At 71.8% G+C, this 17,897-nt stretch carries 18 protein-coding genes; 13 read left to right on the plus strand and 5 right to left on the minus strand.

All coding sequences use genetic code 11. From position 1 onward, the window contains the following. The first annotated feature begins 202 nt into the window (after positions 1 to 202). The 4 genes from purS to BXA10_RS07005 all read left to right on the plus strand — a co-directional run bounded on the left by purS (position 203) and on the right by BXA10_RS07005 (position 4,742). On the plus strand, positions 203 to 466 hold the full coding sequence (gene purS / locus BXA10_RS06990) for a phosphoribosylformylglycinamidine synthase subunit PurS (RefSeq protein WP_076468782.1): 264 nt from the start codon (positions 203 to 205) through the stop codon (positions 464 to 466). Continuing rightward, positions 463 to 1,146: a phosphoribosylformylglycinamidine synthase subunit PurQ gene (purQ, locus tag BXA10_RS06995; protein WP_076468785.1), complete on the plus strand. Its 684-nt coding sequence runs from the start codon at positions 463 to 465 to the stop codon at positions 1,144 to 1,146. The genes purS and purQ overlap by 4 nt, the downstream gene beginning before the upstream one ends. A gap of 127 nt (positions 1,147 to 1,273) precedes the next feature. Further along, positions 1,274 to 3,982 carry a phosphoribosylformylglycinamidine synthase subunit PurL gene (gene purL / locus BXA10_RS07000; protein WP_076468787.1) on the plus strand — a complete coding sequence of 903 codons (2,709 nt, stop codon included), beginning with the start codon at positions 1,274 to 1,276 and terminating at the stop codon, positions 3,980 to 3,982. Between the two features lie 4 nt (positions 3,983 to 3,986). Then, positions 3,987 to 4,742 (plus strand): 2-phosphosulfolactate phosphatase, encoded by a 756-nt coding sequence (locus tag BXA10_RS07005; protein ID WP_076468790.1) that lies wholly within the window; start codon positions 3,987 to 3,989, stop codon positions 4,740 to 4,742. Between the two features lie 275 nt (positions 4,743 to 5,017). Here the strand turns inward: BXA10_RS07005 and BXA10_RS07010 are convergent, their stop codons facing one another. Beyond that, positions 5,018 to 7,171 (minus strand): carboxypeptidase-like regulatory domain-containing protein, encoded by a 2,154-nt coding sequence (locus BXA10_RS07010; protein ID WP_076468793.1) that lies wholly within the window; start codon positions 7,169 to 7,171, stop codon positions 5,018 to 5,020. A gap of 102 nt (positions 7,172 to 7,273) precedes the next feature. Here BXA10_RS07010 and BXA10_RS31370 point away from each other — a divergent pair, with 102 nt between their 5' ends. The 5 genes from BXA10_RS31370 (at position 7,274) to amcA (ending at position 11,987) form a co-directional block, all read left to right on the plus strand. After that, complete coding sequence (locus tag BXA10_RS31370) at positions 7,274 to 7,627, plus strand: sterol carrier family protein (protein WP_076468796.1); 354 nt, start codon at positions 7,274 to 7,276, stop codon at positions 7,625 to 7,627. A gap of 169 nt (positions 7,628 to 7,796) precedes the next feature. Then, a complete protein-coding gene (gene purF / locus BXA10_RS07020; RefSeq protein ID WP_076468799.1) occupies positions 7,797 to 9,338 on the plus strand; it encodes an amidophosphoribosyltransferase in 1,542 nt (513 codons plus the stop codon). A gap of 55 nt (positions 9,339 to 9,393) precedes the next feature. Next, the gene (gene purM, locus BXA10_RS07025) at positions 9,394 to 10,548 is read left to right on the plus strand and encodes a phosphoribosylformylglycinamidine cyclo-ligase (protein WP_076468802.1); all 1,155 of its coding nucleotides are present in this window, start codon (positions 9,394 to 9,396) and stop codon (positions 10,546 to 10,548) included. A gap of 130 nt (positions 10,549 to 10,678) precedes the next feature. Next, complete coding sequence (gene amcB, locus BXA10_RS07030; protein ID WP_342742869.1) at positions 10,679 to 11,782, plus strand: cyclophane-forming radical SAM peptide maturase AmcB; 1,104 nt, start codon at positions 10,679 to 10,681, stop codon at positions 11,780 to 11,782. Then, positions 11,751 to 11,987: a multiple cyclophane-containing RiPP AmcA gene (gene amcA / locus BXA10_RS07035; protein ID WP_076468808.1), complete on the plus strand. Its 237-nt coding sequence runs from the start codon at positions 11,751 to 11,753 to the stop codon at positions 11,985 to 11,987. The genes amcB and amcA overlap by 32 nt, the downstream gene beginning before the upstream one ends. A 137-nt stretch (positions 11,988 to 12,124) precedes the next feature. Here the strand turns inward: amcA and BXA10_RS07040 are convergent, their stop codons facing one another. Both BXA10_RS07040 and BXA10_RS07045 read right to left on the minus strand, forming a co-directional pair. Beyond that, entirely contained in the window at positions 12,125 to 12,340 is a 216-nt protein-coding gene (locus BXA10_RS07040) for a DUF3073 domain-containing protein (protein WP_073826739.1), read from the minus strand. Between the two features lie 310 nt (positions 12,341 to 12,650). Further along, the gene (locus BXA10_RS07045) at positions 12,651 to 13,733 is read right to left on the minus strand and encodes a Glu/Leu/Phe/Val family dehydrogenase (RefSeq protein ID WP_076468810.1); all 1,083 of its coding nucleotides are present in this window, start codon (positions 13,731 to 13,733) and stop codon (positions 12,651 to 12,653) included. Positions 13,734 to 13,902: 169 nt separating this feature from the next. On the opposite strand from BXA10_RS07045, the gene BXA10_RS07050 reads away from it, so the two are divergent. Together BXA10_RS07050 and BXA10_RS07055 are read left to right on the plus strand one after the other, a co-directional pair. Further along, positions 13,903 to 14,742 carry a DUF8083 family protein gene (locus BXA10_RS07050; RefSeq protein ID WP_076468813.1) on the plus strand — a complete coding sequence of 280 codons (840 nt, stop codon included), beginning with the start codon at positions 13,903 to 13,905 and terminating at the stop codon, positions 14,740 to 14,742. 250 nt (positions 14,743 to 14,992) lie between these two features. Next, the gene (locus BXA10_RS07055) at positions 14,993 to 15,202 is read left to right on the plus strand and encodes a BldC family transcriptional regulator (RefSeq protein WP_007073996.1); all 210 of its coding nucleotides are present in this window, start codon (positions 14,993 to 14,995) and stop codon (positions 15,200 to 15,202) included. A 54-nt stretch (positions 15,203 to 15,256) separates the two neighbouring features. Here BXA10_RS07055 and BXA10_RS07060 read toward each other — a convergent pair whose 3' ends face one another. Together BXA10_RS07060 and BXA10_RS07065 are read right to left on the minus strand one after the other, a co-directional pair. After that, a complete protein-coding gene (locus BXA10_RS07060; RefSeq protein ID WP_076468815.1) occupies positions 15,257 to 15,646 on the minus strand; it encodes a PPOX class F420-dependent oxidoreductase in 390 nt (129 codons plus the stop codon). 156 nt (positions 15,647 to 15,802) lie between these two features. Next, a complete protein-coding gene (locus BXA10_RS07065; protein WP_076468818.1) occupies positions 15,803 to 16,099 on the minus strand; it encodes a hypothetical protein in 297 nt (98 codons plus the stop codon). Between the two features lie 165 nt (positions 16,100 to 16,264). On the opposite strand from BXA10_RS07065, the gene BXA10_RS07070 reads away from it, so the two are divergent. Continuing rightward, the gene (locus BXA10_RS07070) at positions 16,265 to 17,122 is read left to right on the plus strand and encodes a 3-hydroxyacyl-CoA dehydrogenase family protein (protein ID WP_076469259.1); all 858 of its coding nucleotides are present in this window, start codon (positions 16,265 to 16,267) and stop codon (positions 17,120 to 17,122) included. Then, on the plus strand, positions 17,119 to 17,871 hold the full coding sequence (locus tag BXA10_RS07075; protein WP_076468821.1) for an enoyl-CoA hydratase/isomerase family protein: 753 nt from the start codon (positions 17,119 to 17,121) through the stop codon (positions 17,869 to 17,871). Before BXA10_RS07070 ends, BXA10_RS07075 begins: the two co-directional genes overlap by 4 nt. Positions 17,872 to 17,897 lie beyond the last annotated feature (26 nt).

Here is a 17,897-nt window from a genome sequence, read left to right on the forward strand (position 1 = left end):
CATAGCGTGAGTCGTATATGCCCTGGTGGGAGTGGTGCCAGGGGTCGCGGAGTGGCCCACGCCACGTGTGTCGTGGAGTTGTCTCGACTGCGGCCCGGCCCGAGCCCGGCCGGTGCGGGCACACCGTCATCTGCCAGGTAGGCTGGCTGCGCTCGCCCCATGTGGGCCGGCACCCAACTGCGTACACAGTCAGGAGTGCCCAGTGCCTCGCGTCGTCGTCGACGTCATGCTCAAGCCCGAGATCCTCGATCCGCAGGGCCAGGCCGTCGCAAACGCGCTGCCGCGGCTCGGCGTCAGCGACGTCGCCTCGGTCCGGATCGGCAGGCGGATCGAGATCGAGTTCACCGGCGAACCGGACCTGGACCGGGCCCGGGAGATCGCCGACAAGCTGCTCGCCAACCCGGTCATCGAGGACTTCACCGTCCGCGTGGTCGAGGCCGACGAGACCGCGGGCGCCCGGTCGTGACCGCGCGGGTCGGAGTTGTCACCTTCCCCGGCTCGCTCGACGACGGGGACGCCGCCCGCGCCGTACGGATCGCCGGCGCCGAGCCGGTCCGCCTCTGGCACGGCGACCCGGCCCTCCACGGGGTCGACGCCGTCGTCCTTCCCGGCGGCTTCTCCTACGGCGACTACCTGCGCTGCGGGGCCATCGCCCGGTTCGCCCCGGTGATGGAGTCGATCGTCGACGCCGCTCGGGGTGGCATGCCGGTGCTCGGCATCTGCAACGGCTTCCAGATCCTCTGCGAGGCGCACCTGCTGCCCGGCGCGCTCACCCGCAACCAGCACCTGCACTTCCGCAACCGGGACCAGGTCCTGCGGATCGAGACGGTGGGCACCGCCTGGACGAACACGTTCCAGCCGGGCCAGGAGGTGCTGATTCCGGTCAAGAACGGCGAGGGCTGCTACGTCGCCGACCCCGCGACGCTGGACCGGCTCGAGGCCGAGGGTCGGGTGGTGGCCCGCTACATCGGCGGCAACCCGAACGGGTCGCAGCGTGACATCGCCGCGATCACCAACGAGGCCGGGAACGTGGTCGGCATCATGCCCCACCCCGAGCACGCCGTGGAGGAGCTCACCGGCCCCTCGCTGGACGGCCTCGGCTTCTTCACCTCGGTCCTCAAGCACCTGGTAGGGGCGCCTGCGTGAGCGCGTGGAGCGAGCCGGGTCTGCGGGCCCCGCAGTCGCGAACGAAGCGCGCAGCAGCGACCAGCAACAGGATCATCGGTCGGCTCAACCGCCCCGCGGGCGGCCACGAGCGCAGCGAGGAGAGGTCATGACCACCCATCCGGATCCGGTACGGGAGACACCGGAGGCCTTCCCGGCCGCTTCGCCGCAGTCGGCGGAGCCGGGCGCGGCCGCCGTCGTCGCGCCGGCCGCTCCGGCCCAGCCGGCCCCCGGCACGTGGACCGAGGGCGTGGACACCGTGCCGCGCGCCGCGGGCACCCCGGGCGAACTCCAGCCGTACACCGAACTCGGCTTGAAGGACGACGAGTACGAGCGGATCCGGCAGATCCTCAGCCGCCGGCCCACCCAGGCCGAGTTGGCCATGTACTCGATCATGTGGAGCGAGCACTGCTCCTACAAGTCCAGCAAGGTGCACCTGCGCCAGTTCGGCGAGAAGGCTCCGCCGAGTGACCGGCTGCTCGCCGGCATCGGTGAGAACGCGGGCGTGGTGCAGGTCTCCGACGAGTTGGCCGTCACCTTCAAGGTCGAGTCGCACAACCACCCGAGCTTCGTCGAGCCCTACCAGGGCGCGGCCACCGGCGTCGGCGGCATCGTCCGGGACATCCTCGCGATGGGAGCCCGTCCGGTCGCGGTGATGGACCCGCTGCGCTTCGGCGCGGCCGACCACCCCGACACCGCCCGGGTGCTGCCCGGCGTGGTCGCCGGTGTCGGCGGCTACGGCAACTGCCTCGGCCTGCCCAACATCGGCGGGGAGGTCGTCTTCGACCCCACCTACCAGGGCAACCCCCTGGTCAACGCGCTCTGCCTCGGCGTGCTGCCGGTCGACCGGCTGCAGAAGAAGGAGGCCGCCGGCGCCGGCAACGTGGTGGTCCTGATGGGCGCCAAGACCGGCCGGGACGGCATCGGCGGTGTGTCGGTGCTGGCCAGCGCCACGTTCGACGAGGGCAGCGAGGAACGTCGTCCGTCCGTCCAGGTCGGCGACCCGTTCATGGAGAAGCTGCTCATCGAGGCCTGCCTGGAGCTGTACGACGCCGAACTGGTGGTCGGTATCCAGGACCTGGGCGGCGCGGGCCTGACCTGCGCGCTCACCGAGACCGCCGCGGCGGCCGGCACCGGCATGCGGGTCTGGCTCGAGCGGGTCCCGCTGCGCGAGCCCTCGATGGAGCCGCACGAGATCCTGGCCAGCGAGTCGCAGGAGCGGATGCTGCTGGTCGTCGAGCCGGAGAAGCTCGACGCGGTGCTCAAGATCGCCGAAAAGTGGGGTGTCTGGGCCACCGCCATCGGTGAGGTCACCGCGCCGTCCCCGGACGGTCAGCCGGGCCGGCTCGTCATCACCTGGCGTGACCAGCTGGTGGTGGACGTGCCGCCGGGCTCGCTCGTCGACGACGGTCCGGTCTACGCCCGCCCGATGCGGGAGCCGGCCGATCTGATCCTGCTCCAGGCCGATCGGGCCGAGACCCTGCCGCGTCCGGCCGACCCCGAGGCGCTGCGGGAGACCGTCCTGCGCATGATCGCCTCGCCGAACCTGGCCGACAAGACCTGGGTCACCGAGCAGTACGACCGGTACGTGCTGGGCAACACGGTGCTGGCCCAGCCGGAGGACTCCGGCGTGATCCGCATCGACGAGCGGACCGGGCTCGGTGTGGCGCTCTCCGTGGACGGCAACGGCCGCTACGCCCGCCTCGACCCGTACCACGGCACCAAGCTCGCGCTGGCCGAGGCGTACCGGAACGTGGCCGTGACCGGCGCGACGCCGATCGCGGTCACCAACTGCCTGAACTTCGGGTCCCCCGAGGACCCGGCGGTGATGTGGCAGTTCGCCGAAGCCGTGCGCGGCCTCGCGGACGGCTGCGCCGAGCTGGGCATCCCGGTCACCGGCGGCAACGTCAGCTTCTACAACCAGACCGGTGCCGCGGCGATCCACCCGACCCCGGTGGTCGGCGTGCTCGGCGTGCTGGAGAACGTCACCGAGCGGGTGCCGATGGGCTTCGTGCCGCGCCCCGACGGTGATCACGACCAGCTCTTCCTGCTCGGTGAGACGCACGTCGAGCTCTCCGGCTCGGAGTGGGCCTGGGTGACCCACGAGCACCTCGGTGGCATCCCGCCGCAGGTCGACCTCGCCCGGGAGAAGGCGCTGGCCGACCTCGTGGCGGCGGCTGCCCGGGTCGGCCACCTGAGCTCGGCGCACGACCTCTCCGACGGCGGGCTCGCGCAGAGCTTGGTCGAGTCCTGCCTGCGTCGCGGAGTCGGTGCCCGGATCGCGGTCCCGGACCAGTTCGCCGGCGGCTCGATGCCGTTCGTCTACCTGTTCAGCGAGTCCGCCGGGCGGGTGCTGGTCTCGGTGCCGCGCGGTCACGAGAAGGCGTTCACCGCGCTCTGCGCGGAGCACGGGGTGCCGGCCGAGCGGATCGGCGTCACCGATCCGACCGGCGGCGCGCTGGAGGTGCACGGCCAGTTCCGGATCGGCCTGGACGAGTTGCGGACCGCCCACACCGGTACCTTGCCGCGGCTCTTCGGCGGTGCCGCGCTGGTCGAGGTTCCGGCTCCGGCGACTGGCGTGGCCGGTGCCGTCGAGGCGGTGCCGCTGCCGGTCACCGACCCGGCCGCCGAGGTGGCGCCGGTGGACCCGGAGAGCGTCGTGTCCGAGCCGATCGCGTCGGCCGGTCCGGTCGCGCCGGTGGCCGAGGTGCCCGTCGGCTCGGCCGAGTCGAGCACGGCGGCCTCGACCGATGACGTCGAGGCATCCGGATCCGACTCCGGTGACACCGAGCAGCCGACGGCGTCCGACGAGCGCTGAGGCGTTGGCCGCGGCCGTCTTCGCCCAACCCGGATCGGGCGCCCGGTTCGACTGGGGCCTGACCGGGGCGGCGGAGCTCGGCCGCGTCTGCGGTGCTCTGGTGGTGGTGGACGTCCTCTCGTTCACCACCGCCGTCGAGGTGGCGGTCAGCCGGGGCATGCGGGTACACCCGTTCCCCTGGGGTGAGCAGGCCGCCGAGTACGCGAGCCGGATCGGCGCCACCGTCGCGGTGGGCCGCCGGCAGACCAACCCGGCGCAGCCGTGGTCGCTCTCACCGGCGGCGTTGAGCACGGCGCCGGTCGTCGCCGACCTGGTGCTGCCGTCGCCGAACGGTTCGGCGATCAGCGCCGCGGCGAGCGCCACCGGCGTACCAGTGGTGGCGGCCTGCCTGCGTAACGCCCGCGCCGTCGGGCGTTGGCTGCGCCGCCAGGGGTACGGCTCGTCAGCCGCGCCGGTCGGCGTGATCGCCGCAGGTGAGCGCTGGCCGGACGGCTCGCTACGCCCCGGTGTGGAGGACCAGCTCGGCGCGGCGAGCGTGCTGGACGCCCTCTCCGGCGTACCGGGTGGGCTCTCCGTCGAGGCGGCCATGGCGCTCGCGGCGCTGGCCAGCACTCCGGACGTACCGGCCGCGGTGCGCGGCTGCGTCTCCGGACGGGAACTCACCGAGGGTGGCTTCGCCGGGGACGTGGAGATCGCGGTGCAGATCGACGTCTCCGACGTGGTGCCGGTGCTCTACCAGGGCGTCTTCTCCGCCGGCTGACCGATCCCCGCCGGTCGTCATCGGCTCGGGCACCACCGTTCGCCGGCTCATCGGGCAGCTGCCAACCGGCACCCACCCCTCGCGGCATTCGGCCCGCTGTGGCGTCCGACCCCACTGCGCCTTCCGTCCGCCGCCATCGGTGTCTCACCGTGACCTGCGTGATGATCCCCGCCGCCACCGGACATGCGAAACGGGCCGCCCGGAGATCCGGGCGGCCCGTTCGACCTGCCTGCTTAGCGGGCCTCGGCGGTCGGTGCAGCCGCAAGCCCTTCGGCTCAGTCGTCCAGCCAGTCCAGTCGGCGACCGCCTCGGTCCCCGTCACGGCCCCGGCCACCCTGCTGGTCGCCGTAATGGCCGCCCTGGTCGTAGCCGCGGTCGTCGTAGCCGCCGCGTTGGGTCGGGGGCTCCTGGCCGTATCCGCCCTGCTGGGTCGGGGGCTCCTGGCCGTACCCGCCCTGCCGGGTCGGCGGCTCCTGGCCGTACCCGCCCTGCTGCGTCGGGGAGTCCTGGCCGTATCCGCCCTGCCGGGTCGGGGAGTCCTGGCCGTACCCGCCCTGCTGGCCGTACCCTCCCTGGCCGTAACCGCCCTGGTCGTAGCCGCGGTCGTCGTAGCCGCCGCGCTGGGTCGGGGGCTCCTGGCCGTAGCCGCTCGGCTGGTTGTATCCGCCGCCCTGGTCGTACCCGCCCGGCTGCTCGTAGCCGCCGCGCTGGTCGTACCCGCCGGTCGGCTCCGCGCCCCGACCGTACGGCCCGGGGTCCGGCTGGCCGTAGCCCTGCGCCTGGCCCTGCTCGTACAGCCCGGTGGCGTACGGGTCGGCGGGTGCCGGGTACTGCGTGCTGTCGCCGGTGTAGCGACCGGTCGGCTCGTCGAAGCGCTGCTCGCCGTAACCGGCGCCGCCCGAGGCGGGGGTGTAGCCCGCACCGCCGGCCGGAGCGCCGTAGTCACGGCTGCCGTAGCCCCCGCCGGATGAGGGGGCGTTGCCGTAGCCACCGTCGCCGGCACCGTAACCCGCGTCGCCGGCACCGGCGCCGTAGCCGCCGGCCGAGCCCGGAGTGCCGCCGTAGCCGGCGTCAGCGCCGTAGCCACCGCCCGAGGCGGGGGAGTTGGCGTAGCCGGGCGTTCCGTAGCCGGCCGGCTCGTCACCGTAGCCGTAGCCGGCACCTGCGGCATTGCCGCCGTACGGCTGCGCGGGCGGTGCGCCGTACGGGTCCGGTGGCACGTCGTCGACGACGGGGCGGTGCATCATCGTCGGCGCCTCGCTCAACGCGGTGCCGCCCGCGACCATCGTCGGGTCCGGGCCGCCGCCGACCCGGTTGACCACCCGGGTCTGGTCGTCGGCGCCACGGAACGCGCCCCGGGCCGCCGGCACCGCACCACCGCCGCCAGCGGCGGCCGGAACGTCGTCGTCAACGTCGTCCGGGTTGTCCTTGCGCTTCATCCAGAGCAGCACGATTGTGCCGACACCGGCGGCGACGAGCAGGCCGCCGAGCAGAATGACCAGCCACTGCCCCATGCCGCCGCCCGAGTCCTCGTTCGAGGCGTTGGCCACCGCACCCTCGGTCGCCTCCGGCGTCTCGTCGGTCGCCTCGTCGCTGGCTTCCTCGGTCGGCTCCTCGGTGGGCTCCGCCGACTCGCTGGCGGACGGGGTGGCGCTCGGCGTCACCTCGACCTTGACCGCCAGGTTGATCCGCTGGCCGGTGATCTCCTGGTTGGGACCGGCGTTGAAGCTGTTGACCTTCTGGACACCGTCGAAGCTGGCGCCGACGTCGACCCGGCCCGGAGTGATCGGCTTGGAACTGGTGCCGGTGAAGCGCCAGTTGCCGTTGCTGTCCGAGGTGGTCTCGTACCGGTGGCCGCCGGTGTCCTGGAGTGCGACGTATGCACCCTTCACCGGCTTGCCGTTCGCCTGGATCACGACCTTGCCGGAGACCGACCGTACCGTCTTCACCTCCGGCGGCGCCGCCGCCTTGACGGTCACGCTGAGGGGCTCGGAATCCGTCCCGCGGCCCTCGACGCGGATCGTCGCGCGCGTCCCGTTCGCCGCGGGGGCGTTGGCAGCCGCCGTCAACGTCAAGGTCACCGTCTTCGCCGTCGGTGCGCCAGGCGGGAAGTCGATCTTGCCGCATCCCCCGCAGTTGACGCCGTCGGGAAGACCGGTGACGTCGATGTTGGCCGAGTCTTCGTTGAAGTCCGGAACGACCTGGACCTGCACGGAGCCCGGGCTACCGCCAGCGTTGATGGTGACGGCATCGGTGGCCGAGTCGATGCTCGCCGCTGAGGCTGGTGTGGCGGGGAGGGCGAGTAGGGCGCCGGTAACCAGCGCTACGACCACACCGGCCCGCTGCTTCCAGGCACGTCGGTGTGTTGACACGTCCACCGCCTTCCGGACTGACTTCCCGCACCGGCGGGTGCCGGGCCGGGGGATCATCACGGTTCGAATACGCCGTCGGCAACTATGCCTTGTCCGACTGTCCCGGCGCGACCCAGGGCCAGCGTCAGCGTCCGCCGGCTGAGGTCGTATCGTCCCGTCGTGTCCTCTCCGCACATTAAGTCCGCCGCGGTAGCGGCGGCGTTGTCGGCGCTCGACGAGGGGCGTGCCGCCGAACGGCCGGTCCTCCGGGAGGCGGTCCGGACCCTGCTGGCCGCCCTTGCGGAGCGCGCCCCCGGCCGATCGGTGGAGGTGCGCGTCCCACCATACGGTGCGATCCAGTGCGTGCCCGGTCCCCGACACACCCGCGGCACCCCGCCGAACGTGGTGGAGATGGATCCGGAGACCTGGCTCGCGGTCGCCACCGGTCGGCTCGACTGGGCGCAGGCCGTCACGGAGGGTCGCGTACGGGTGAGCGGTATCCGGGCTGATCTCGCACCCCATCTGCCGCTCTAGCTGCCCGGACGCTCAGCGTCGGTGACGCTGAGCGTGGCCATCGTGACTTTCTGTATTGACGGTGATTCGCGTACACTGTCAGGCGAAACCAGTGGTCCCGGCCGAGGAGTGCGGATCCCACCCCGTGATCCCGCCAGGCCCGACAGACCCCAGCAAGAGGGAGCGGCAGGTGCCCCGAGGCGACGGCCGGCTGAGCCACGACCTTGATCCCCAGCGACCCGGCCCCCAGGACGCGTGCGGCGTCTTCGGCGTCTGGGCCCCGGGGGAAGAGGTTGCCAACCTGACCTATTTCGGCCTCTACGCGCTCCAGCATCGCGGCCAGGAGGCCGCCGGCATCGCGGTGAGCGACGGATCGGGCGTGGTGGTCTACAAGGACCTCGGCCTGGTCGCGCAGGTGTTCGACGAGCCGACCCTGGCCAGTCTGCGCGGGCACGTGGCCATCGGACACGCCCGCTACTCGACCACCGGCGGCTCGACCTGGGAGAACGCCCAGCCGACCCTCCGCTCGACCAGCGCCGGCACCACCATCGCCTTGGCGCACAACGGCAACCTGGTCAACACCGCGGATCTGCAGCGGGAGGTCACCGACCGAGGGATCGCCAACGACGGTTCGACCAACGACACCTCCCTGGTGACCATGCTGCTGGCCAGCCGACCGGATCTCTCCGTCGAGGCGGCCGCGCTGGAGGTGCTGCCGCAGCTGCGCGGCGCGTTCAGCTTCGTCTTCATGGACGAGTCGACGCTCTACGCCGCCCGCGACCCGCACGGCGTACGCCCGCTGGTCCTCGGCCGGCTCGAGCGTGGCTGGGTGGTGGCCAGCGAGACCGCGGCCCTCGACATCGTCGGCGCGAGCGTGGTCCGCGAGGTCGAGCCCGGCGAGCTGATCGCGATCGACGAGGACGGCCTGCGCTCGACCCGGTTCGCGGTGCCCGAGCCGAAGGGCTGCCTCTTCGAGTACGTCTACATCGCCCGCCCGGACGCGACCATCGCCGGCCGTAACGTGCACTCCGCCCGGGTGCAGATCGGCCGCCAACTGGCCAAGGAGCACCCGGTCGACGCCGATCTGGTCATTCCCGTCCCGGAGTCCGGCACCCCGGCCGCGATCGGCTACGCGGAGGAGTCCGGAATCACCTACGGCCAGGGCCTGATGAAGAACCCGTACGTGGGTCGGACGTTCATCCAGCCGTCGCAGACCCTGCGCCAGCTCGGCATCCGGCTCAAGCTGAACCCGCTGCGCGAGAACGTGCGGGGCAAGCGGATCGTGGTCGTCGACGACTCGATCGTGCGCGGGAACACGCAGCGGGCCATCGTGCGGATGCTGCGCGAGGCGGGCGCGCTCGAGGTGCACGTGCGCATCTCGTCGCCGCCGGTGCGGTGGCCGTGCTTCTACGGCATCGACTTCGCCACCCGCGCCGAGTTGCTGGCCAACGGGCTGGACAACGACGGCATCCGGCGCTCGATCGGTGCCGACACGCTCGGGTACGTCTCGCTGTCCGGTCTGGTCGCGGCGACCGAGCAGCCGAAGACCCGGCTCTGCCGGGCGTGCTTCGATGGGGAGTACCCCATCGAGCTGCCGGCGGGCAACCTGATCGGCAAGCACGTGCTCGAAGGGGTGGGCCGGCGGGTCGCCGCCAGCGCCCCGGATGCCCCGGAGCACACCACCTCTGCGCTCGTCGCCACTCCGGGCGGCGCTTCCGTCAACCGCCCGTAGCACCACGGGGCGTCGCTACCGCAACGGCGACGCCAGAAACACAAAGGGGAGAACCGTGACGCACGTGTCCGAGCGCAGCGGCGCAGGTACCAGCCCGACGGGAGCCGGCGGCGACCGCCAGCCCTGGACGGCGGGTGCCGGCCGGCAGGCGCGCAAACGCTCGGCCTCGTACGCCGACGCGGGCGTGTCGATCGAGGCGGGCGACCGCGCCGTCGAGCTGCTCAAGTCCAAGGTGCGGCAGACCCGGCGGCCCGAGGTGCTGGGCGACCTGGGCGGCTTCGCCGGCCTCTTCCGGCTGGACACGGCGAAGTACAAGAACCCGATCCTCGCCTCGTCGACGGACGGTGTGGGCACCAAGCTGGTGATCGCCCAGCAGATGGACATCCACGACACGGTCGGCATCGACCTGGTCGCGATGGTGGTCGACGACCTGGTCGCCTGCGGGGCGGAGCCGCTGTTCCTGCTCGACTACATCGCCACCGGCGAGGTGGTGCCGGACAAGGTCGCCGAGATCGGCGCCGGCATCGCGGACGGCTGCCGGTACGCGGGCTGCGCGCTGCTCGGCGGCGAGACGGCCGAGCATCCGGGCGTACTGCGCCCCGACGAGTACGACATCTCCGCCACGGGTGTCGGTGTCGTCGAGGAGAGCGAGATCCTCAGCCCGGAGCGGGTCGAGGTGGGCGACGTCGTGATCGCCATGCGCTCCTCGGGCCTGCACTCCAACGGCTACTCGCTGGTCCGGCACGTGCTGCTCGGCGCGGGGCGGATGCGCCTCGACGTCGTGATCGACGACTTCGGCCGCCAGCGCACCCTCGGTGAGGAGCTGCTCACCCCCACCAAGATCTACGCGCAGGACTGCCTCAAGCTGATCGCCGAGGCCGAGGTGCGGGCGCTCGCCCACGTCACCGGCGGCGGAATCCCGGGCAACCTGGTCCGGATCCTGCCGGAGAACGTCGACGCGGTGGTGAACCGCTCCACGTGGCGCCCGCAGCCGGTCTTCGACCTGGTCCAGTCGAAGGGCCGGATCGAGGACTCGGAGATGGAGGCGACGTTCAACATGGGCGTCGGCATGTTCGCGATCGTCTCCGCCGAGGACGCCGACCGCGCCCTGGCCACGCTCACCGGCCGTGGCGTCGAGGCGTGGCAGGCCGGCGAGATCATCGAGGGTTCCGGGAACGTTCAGATGATCGGCCAGCACACCCGCGGTTGATCACGCTCCGCTGATCATACGAGCACCTGATCAGGGGTTCACCCGAGTAGCCATCGCCGCCTAGCCTTGAGGGCACCCTCACGCCAGGCAAGGGAGGGCGATGGCTGCTCGGGGACAGTCGTTCTTCGGGATGCGCGGCGTGGCCGCCGTCCCGTCGTATGTCGTGATGCAGCCGACCACTCTGTGCAACCTTGACTGTGCGTATTGCTACCTGCCGTTACGGGCCGCCGACCGGCGGATGCCGGTGCCGGTGGCGGAGGCGGTGGCCGCCTCGGTCAACTCGTGGTCGACGACCGGCCGGTTCTCGGTGGTGTGGCACGGCGGTGAGCCGCTCGCGGCCGGCCGGGAGCACCTGGCGGCGCTGATGGCCCCGTTCGGGCCCGAGGTCGAGCACCACGTACAGACCAACGCGACGCTCATCGACGACGCCTGGTGCGACTTCTTCGTGGAGCACCAGATGCGGGTGAGCGTGAGCGTGGACGGCCCCCGGTACCGCAACGGCGACCGGGTCACCCGGGGCGGCCGCCCGGCGTACGACCGGATCGTGCGCGGGATCACGGCGCTACGCCGGCGCGGGCTGCCGTTCTCGGCGCTCGCGGTCGTCTCCCGGCCGGTGCCCGGGCTCGCCGCGGAACTGTACGACTACTTCCTCGACCTCGGCTGTGACGTGCTCGGCGTCAACATCGAGGAGACCGAGGGGGTCAACACCCGGGACAACGCCCACGACGTGACCGAGGTGACCGCCTTCTGGGCCGAGTTGGTGGCCGCGTGGCGCCGTGAGCCGCGCATCCACCTGCGCGAGATCGAGTGGTCGCTGCGGTACGCGGCGGCGGTCCTGGACGGTGTGGCGGACGACGTGTTGCCCCGTCAGCTGGATCCGATCCCCACGATCGGGTTCGACGGCTCGGTCACCGTGCTCTCGCCGGAGCTGGCCGGTTTCACCGACCCGAGGTACGGCGACTTCAGCAGCGGCAACGTGCTGGAGACCCCGCTGGCCGAGATCCTGGCCGGCGTGGAGCGGACGCCCTGGGTGGGCGAGTTCCTCGACGGTGTCGAGGCGTGCCGTTCGAGCTGCCCCTACTTCGGCTTCTGTGGTGGCGGCCATGCCGCCAACCGCTACTTCGAGCTGGGGCGGTTCGACGGTACGGAGACCGAGCACTGCCGCAACAGCAAGATCCGCCTACTGGAGGGAGTGTTGGAGCATGCCCGAGACCACCAGTCACCGGCAGCCTGAGCGCGCGGCGGTCGTCGTCCCAGCGGGAGTGGCCGAGCGGGTGCATGATGCCGCCCCGGGGCTCGTCGCTCTGCTCCGCGAGGCCGAGGCCGCGCGGCTCCTCCGGTCGGAGGTGGCGGGCGCGAGTGATGGAGGCGCGGTCTGCGCCTGGAACCACTTCGAGAACATCCCGACCTTCTACAACTGGAACAACCGACCGCGCTGAGGGTGCGGTACCGGGATCAGGGGCCTGTCCGGCGCGCACTGCTCGGCAGGCCCCTGACCGTCGGGGCACACCGCCGCCTCCAGCGGGCACATGCGTGAGCACGCGGAGCTCACCGCGTGCTCAGATGTGACCGGGGGTCAGCGGGTCGGACGGACCCAGGTGTCGGGGTCGTCGTCCGCGTGGTCCTCGTCATCGTCGTCGACATACTCTTTGTAGTCGTCGTCGAAGTTGTGCTCAGACTTCCCACTACCCGCCAGTTCGCGCTGCAAGGCGGTTAGGTCGGTGTTCGGGGAGTGGTACTTCAACTCCCGGGCCACCTTCGTCTGCTTGGCCTTAGCACGGCCGCGCCCCATGGCTCGACCCCCTCGCACAGAATGCGGGGCAGCCCGAAGGCGGGCCCCGATGACGTCAGGCATCTCTCGTGGCTCTTACGGTACATGGGGATGCCACCGTTCGGCACCTCGGGTTACCGTCTACCGGCCCTGCGCGTCGCGGTGGTCCGGCCGTCACCCAGTGTACCCGGTAAGGGGCGGAAACGTGAGCACCCGTGACGCCGGTCAAAATGGTACGAAGTGACTCCAGATTCAGACTAGCCGCCCGTTGTGCGCCGCGGGTGATCCCGGGGACGGACGGATCGCCTCCGTTCCGCCCCCGGGGCGGGGATCAGGGCAGGTGGATCGTGCGCAGGCGGCCGACCTCGGCCATCCGCCGCTCGGCCAGCCGGTCCGCGGCCACCGCCGGCGGTACTCCCTCGGCGTCGGCGAGCTCGAGGATCTCCCGGGTCGTGTCGTAGATCCGGGTGGCCCGGAGCTTGGCCCGCTCGAAGTTGAAGCCCTCGATCTCGTCGGCGACCTGGATCACACCGCCGGCGTTGACCACGTAGTCCGGCGCGTAGAGGATGCCCCGGTCGGCCAGCAGCTTCTCGATCCCGGAGTGGGCGAGCTGGTTGTTCGCCGCGCCGGCGACCACCTTCGCCCGCAGCGCCGGCACGGTCTCGTCGTTCAGCGCGCCACCGAGAGCGCACGGGGCGTACACGTCGATGTCGGAGGAGACCAGCAGGGCCGCGTCGTCCACCAGGGTGACCTGCGGGTGGTTCGTCCGAGCCCATTCGAGCGCGCGCGGGTTGACGTCGCTGGCCACCACCTCGGCGCCGTCGTCGAGCAGGTGCCCGACCAGGTACTTGCCGACCTTGCCCAGGCCGGTCACGCCGACCCGCCTGCCGCGCAGCGTCGGCTCACCCCAGACGTGCTCGGCGGCCGCCCGCATGCCCTGGAAGACGCCCCAGGCCGTGAGGATGGACGAGTCACCGGCACCGCCGTGTTCGACGCTGCGACCCGTCACGTAGCGCGTCTCCCGGGCGATGACGTCCATGTCCGGTACGTAGGTGCCGACGTCGCAGGCGGTGTAGTAGCGGCCGCCCAGCGACTCGACGAAGCGGCCGTACGCCCGCAGCAGCGCCTCGGACTTGATCTTCTCCGGGTCGCCCCAGATGACCGCCTTGCCGCCGCCGAGGTCCAGTCCGGCCAGCGCGTTCTTGTAGGCCATTCCCCTGGACAGGTCCAGCACGTCGGCGAGAGCGGCCTCCTCGCTGTCGTACGGGTAGAAGCGGGTGCCGCCGAGCGCGGGCCCCAGCGCGGTGGAGTAGATCCCGATGATCGCCTTGAGGCCGGTCTGCTTGTCCTGGCAGAAGACGACCTGTTCGTGGCCGGTCGATCCGGGGTCGTCGGTGCTGGTGAATACGCCCATGACTGGCTCCTGGTGTCGGTGCGTCCTTGTGGGACACGGACCTGTTGGACGCCGGCGGGGATATTGCCGGTGCGTCTGAGCCTAATATCGGCCGTCGCAGGCCCGTCGTCCACGGCGTGCTCACGGGCGCTGGCGGCGCTGGAGGCGGTGTTCGTGGGAGGATCGCGCCGTGCCGTCGCTCTTCGCTTCCTATCTGCGTGTGTACGAGCCGCTCAGCGCCTTCGACCGGGACCGCCAGTCGTACTGGCGGCGATACGTGTCCGAGGGGCGGGCGGTTGCCCCGGTCGAGGGGCCGGGCCGGCAGCGGACGGCGGTGATCGAGGCGCTCGGAGCCGGCTGGACGCGCCTGCCGGACCTGCCCGAGGAGGCGTACGTCCTGGAGACGGACGACACCCTGCTGGTCTGCCCGTGGAACCTGCGGATCCGGGTGGCCGAGGCGGCTCTCAGCGCCCGGGACGGCGTTCCTCCGGTGCTCGCCGACGCCTTCGTGCCCCCGGTCCTCGCCGGGCAGGCCAAGGCGGTGGTCGACGACTGGCGCAGCGGCGCCCGGGTGCTGGAACACGGGGTGCCCCGGCTGCACGAGCAGATCGCCACCTGGGGAGTGCCGCTGCGGTGGTTCGTCCTGTTCGACCCGGAGGAGCGGGAGCTGGTCACCGACCCGGGTCGGCGGGTGTTGCGCTACCGGACGGAGATCTCCAATGCTCGGCGGCGGTCGTCGCGGGCGCTGGCGGTGCTGCGCAAGTCCGTCGGCGAGGCGCCGATCACCGAGGCCGTCGAGGAGGCTGCCCGCTGGCTGGAGGAGTTCCACCCGCGGTCGACGGTGGAGCTCGACTACGGCGGCCTGGTCGACCTGCTGCCGGACGAGACGCTCTCCGCCGACGACTCGCCCGAGCTGGTCGCGGCGGGTCTGGCGGGGCTTTCCCGGGGCGAGGCCGAGGAGGCTTCGGCCGCGTACGACAAGCTGGTGGCGCGCTGGCGGGCGGTGCAGTTGTTGGAACGATGCAACTAGGGCATTTCGCCTACGGAGCGCTCCCAAGGCGAGTAGTGCTCGTAGTTGATGCTTCACGAACCGTGATCATGAGTCCGAATAAGGTACTTTCTGCCGCATAAAAGTTGTATAAATCGGGCATGGTTCATCCGTCCGTCTAGGGACGTTCGGCCGTTCGGCCCATGTCGGACATCGGGGACTAGCCGGACCATGGGAGACGCGTCGGCCGGCGGGACCCCGGCCGATGTCTATACATGTGGAGGAGTGACCGATGGCATCGCGAACGCACGAACCAGAGCCGCTACTCACACCGGCCGAGGTGGCGTCGATGTTCCGTGTCGACCCGAAGACGGTGACCCGGTGGGCCAAGGCGGGGAAGCTTTCCGCCATCCGCACCCTCGGCGGGCACCGCCGGTACCGCGAGTCGGAGGTCAGAGCCCTGCTGCAGGGGCAGATTCCCCAGCAGCGCCAGGGGGACTGAGCCCGCACCACGTTCGATGAACCAGGGCGGTGGACTTCGGTCCACCGCCCTGGTTCATGTTCGGCCCTCGTTCAGGGTGATCCGGATGCCGACCGTTCCGCCCGCGCCTCGGCGCAACCGGCTGCCCAGCAGCGTGAGCCGGCCCAGCAGCCGGTACTTGTGCTTCAGCAGGCCCCGGATCCGAAGGCTGCCCGCCTGGTCGTAGAGGGTCGCGTGAGCCGGCACGGACGCGCCTTGTGGTCGACCCCGCACGTCGCAGGGCGCCACGGTCACCGTGCCGTTGTTGCGGATCCGCTTCACCTTGCCGGAGTCGGCGGCGGTCCAGACCGCCAGCCCGTCACCGTCGCGGACCGACCAGACCGGAGTCGGCACCGCCCGACCGTCCCTGCGGAACGTCGTGAGCAGGATGTACTTCTCCGCCGACAGGCGGTCCAGGGTCTCCACGCCGCCAGGATAAGGCCCTGCGACTGACTGACCGACCGGATAGCGCGAACCGCGTGGAGCCGTGTCTCGTACCGCTCGAATGGTCGCTGAGCTGCGGCGGAGCGCCCGAGGGCCGCCCGATGTGGACGAGCGGCCCATCGGGGCCAGCCGTGCGGCTCAGGCCTGAACGGTCGGCGGCAGCGGCTCGGGCGGAAGACCGCCGTCGCCGTCGACCACCTCGTCCGGGGTGCCGTCCTCATCGAGGTCCACCATCGTGATGTCCACCGCGCCGTCGTGGTCGGTGTCGAACTGGAACAGGTCGGCCTTTCCGTCACCGTCGGTGTCCGCCACCCACACGTCGGTCCGTCCGTCGTTGTTGGTGTCCGCGCGCAGCAGGTCGACCCGCTCGTCCCCCCGGGTCTCCACCGTTGCGGTGGTCTCCCCGCCCGCGACGTTCTCGGTTGCCTCACTCATCCGCTGGTCCTTCCGTGACGTTGACGGCTGTCTCGTACCCGATCCGTCGCGCCCCCACTCGGGGCGTCGCCGTCGGGGCTCTTAGGGTCGCACCATGAGGCAGTGGAGCGGACCGTCGGCCGCGGGTGAACCCCGCACCGCCGTCGGGCGCAGCGGGGAGGCGTGGTGAGCGATCGGTTCGTCGTGATCGGAGCCGGCACGATGGGGCTCGGAATCGCGTACGTGGCGGCAGGTGCCGGACACACCGTCGAGCTGGTGGAGGTCGACCCCGATCGGGGTACGGGGGCGGTCGCGCGGCTCGGCGAGCTGTGGGAGCGGGCGGTCGAGCGGGGCAAGCTCACCGCCGAGCAGGCGGAGGCCAACCAGGGGCGGGTGACCCTCCGTGCCGCCCTCGCCGAGGTGGCCGAGGGGCCCGACGTGGTGGTGGAGGCGGTGCCGGAGCGGCTCGACCTCAAACGGGCGGTGCTGCGTGATGCCGAGGCGTTGCGGCCGGCGCTGCTGGGCAGCAACACGTCCAGCATCTCCATCGGCGAGCTCGCCGCCGATCTGGCCCGGCCGGAGAACTTCCTCGGGCTGCACTTCTTCAACCCCGTCTGGGCCATGGCGCTGCTCGAGGTCGTGGTCGGCCCGGGCACCGCCGAGGAGACCACCGCGGCGGCCGTCGCGCTCGCCGGGCGGCTGGGCAAGGATCCCGTTGTCGTACGCGACATGCCGGGCTTCGCCACCTCGCGGCTCGGCGTCACGCTCGGCCTCGAGGCGATCCGGATGGTCGCCGACGAGGTGGCCAGCCCCGCCGACATCGACAAGGCCATGGTGCTCGGCTACCGGCACCCGATCGGGCCGCTGGAGCTGACCGACCTCGTCGGGCTCGACGTCCGGCTGGACATCGCCCGCACCCTCCAGGCCGCGTACGGGGACCGGTTCGCGCCGCCGCCGCTGCTGGAGGAGATGGTCGCCGCCGGCCGGCTGGGCAAGAAGTCCGGCCAGGGCTTCTACACCTGGGAAGGCGGCGTCAAGCGGTGAGCGCGAGGAGTGGGCTGCGCGTCGAGGAGCACCCGGACCGGCTCGTGGTGACCCTGGACCGGCCGGAGAAGCGCAACGCGATCGATGCCGACCTGATCGCCGAGCTGCATGCGGTCTGCGCCGACCTGGAGGCCCGTCCCCGGCTGCTGCTGCTCACCGGTGGTACGGAGGGCATCTTCGCCGGCGGCGCCGACATCGGGCAGCTGCGTGATCGGGGCCGGCTGGACGCCCTCGCCGCGATCAACTCGGCCGCCTTCGCCCGGATCCGGGCGCTGCCCATGCCGACCGTCGCCGCCGTGGACGGGCCTGCGCTGGGCGGCGGCGCCGAGCTGGCGTACGCCTGCGACCTGCGGGTCTGCACGGAGCGTGCGGTCTTCGGCCAGCCGGAGGTGCGGCTGGGCATCCTGGCCGGCGCCGGCGCGACCCACCGGCTTCCCGCGCTGATCGGCGAGGCCCGGGCCAAGGAACTGCTCTTCACCGGTCGGCGGGTCGACGCCGCGGAGGCGCTGCGGATCGGGCTGGTGAACCGGGTGGTGGCCGAGCCGGACGACCTGCTGCCGACCGCGCACGACCTGATCGACGAGATGGCCAAGGGGTCGGCGCTGGCCCTGCGGCTGACGAAGCTCGCGGTGGACGCCCCGGCGGCCGCCCACCCGCAGCTCGACCTGGTCAGTCAGGCGGTGCTCTTCGAGGACGAGGAGAAACACCGCCGCATGACGGAGTTCCTCGAGCGGCGGCGCGCCCGCTGACGCGGGTGCTGTCCGGCGGTGAGGTT

This window comes from Micromonospora avicenniae, assembly GCF_900156065.1.
In the GTDB taxonomy this organism is placed as follows: Bacteria; Actinomycetota; Actinomycetes; order Mycobacteriales; family Micromonosporaceae; genus Micromonospora; species Micromonospora avicenniae.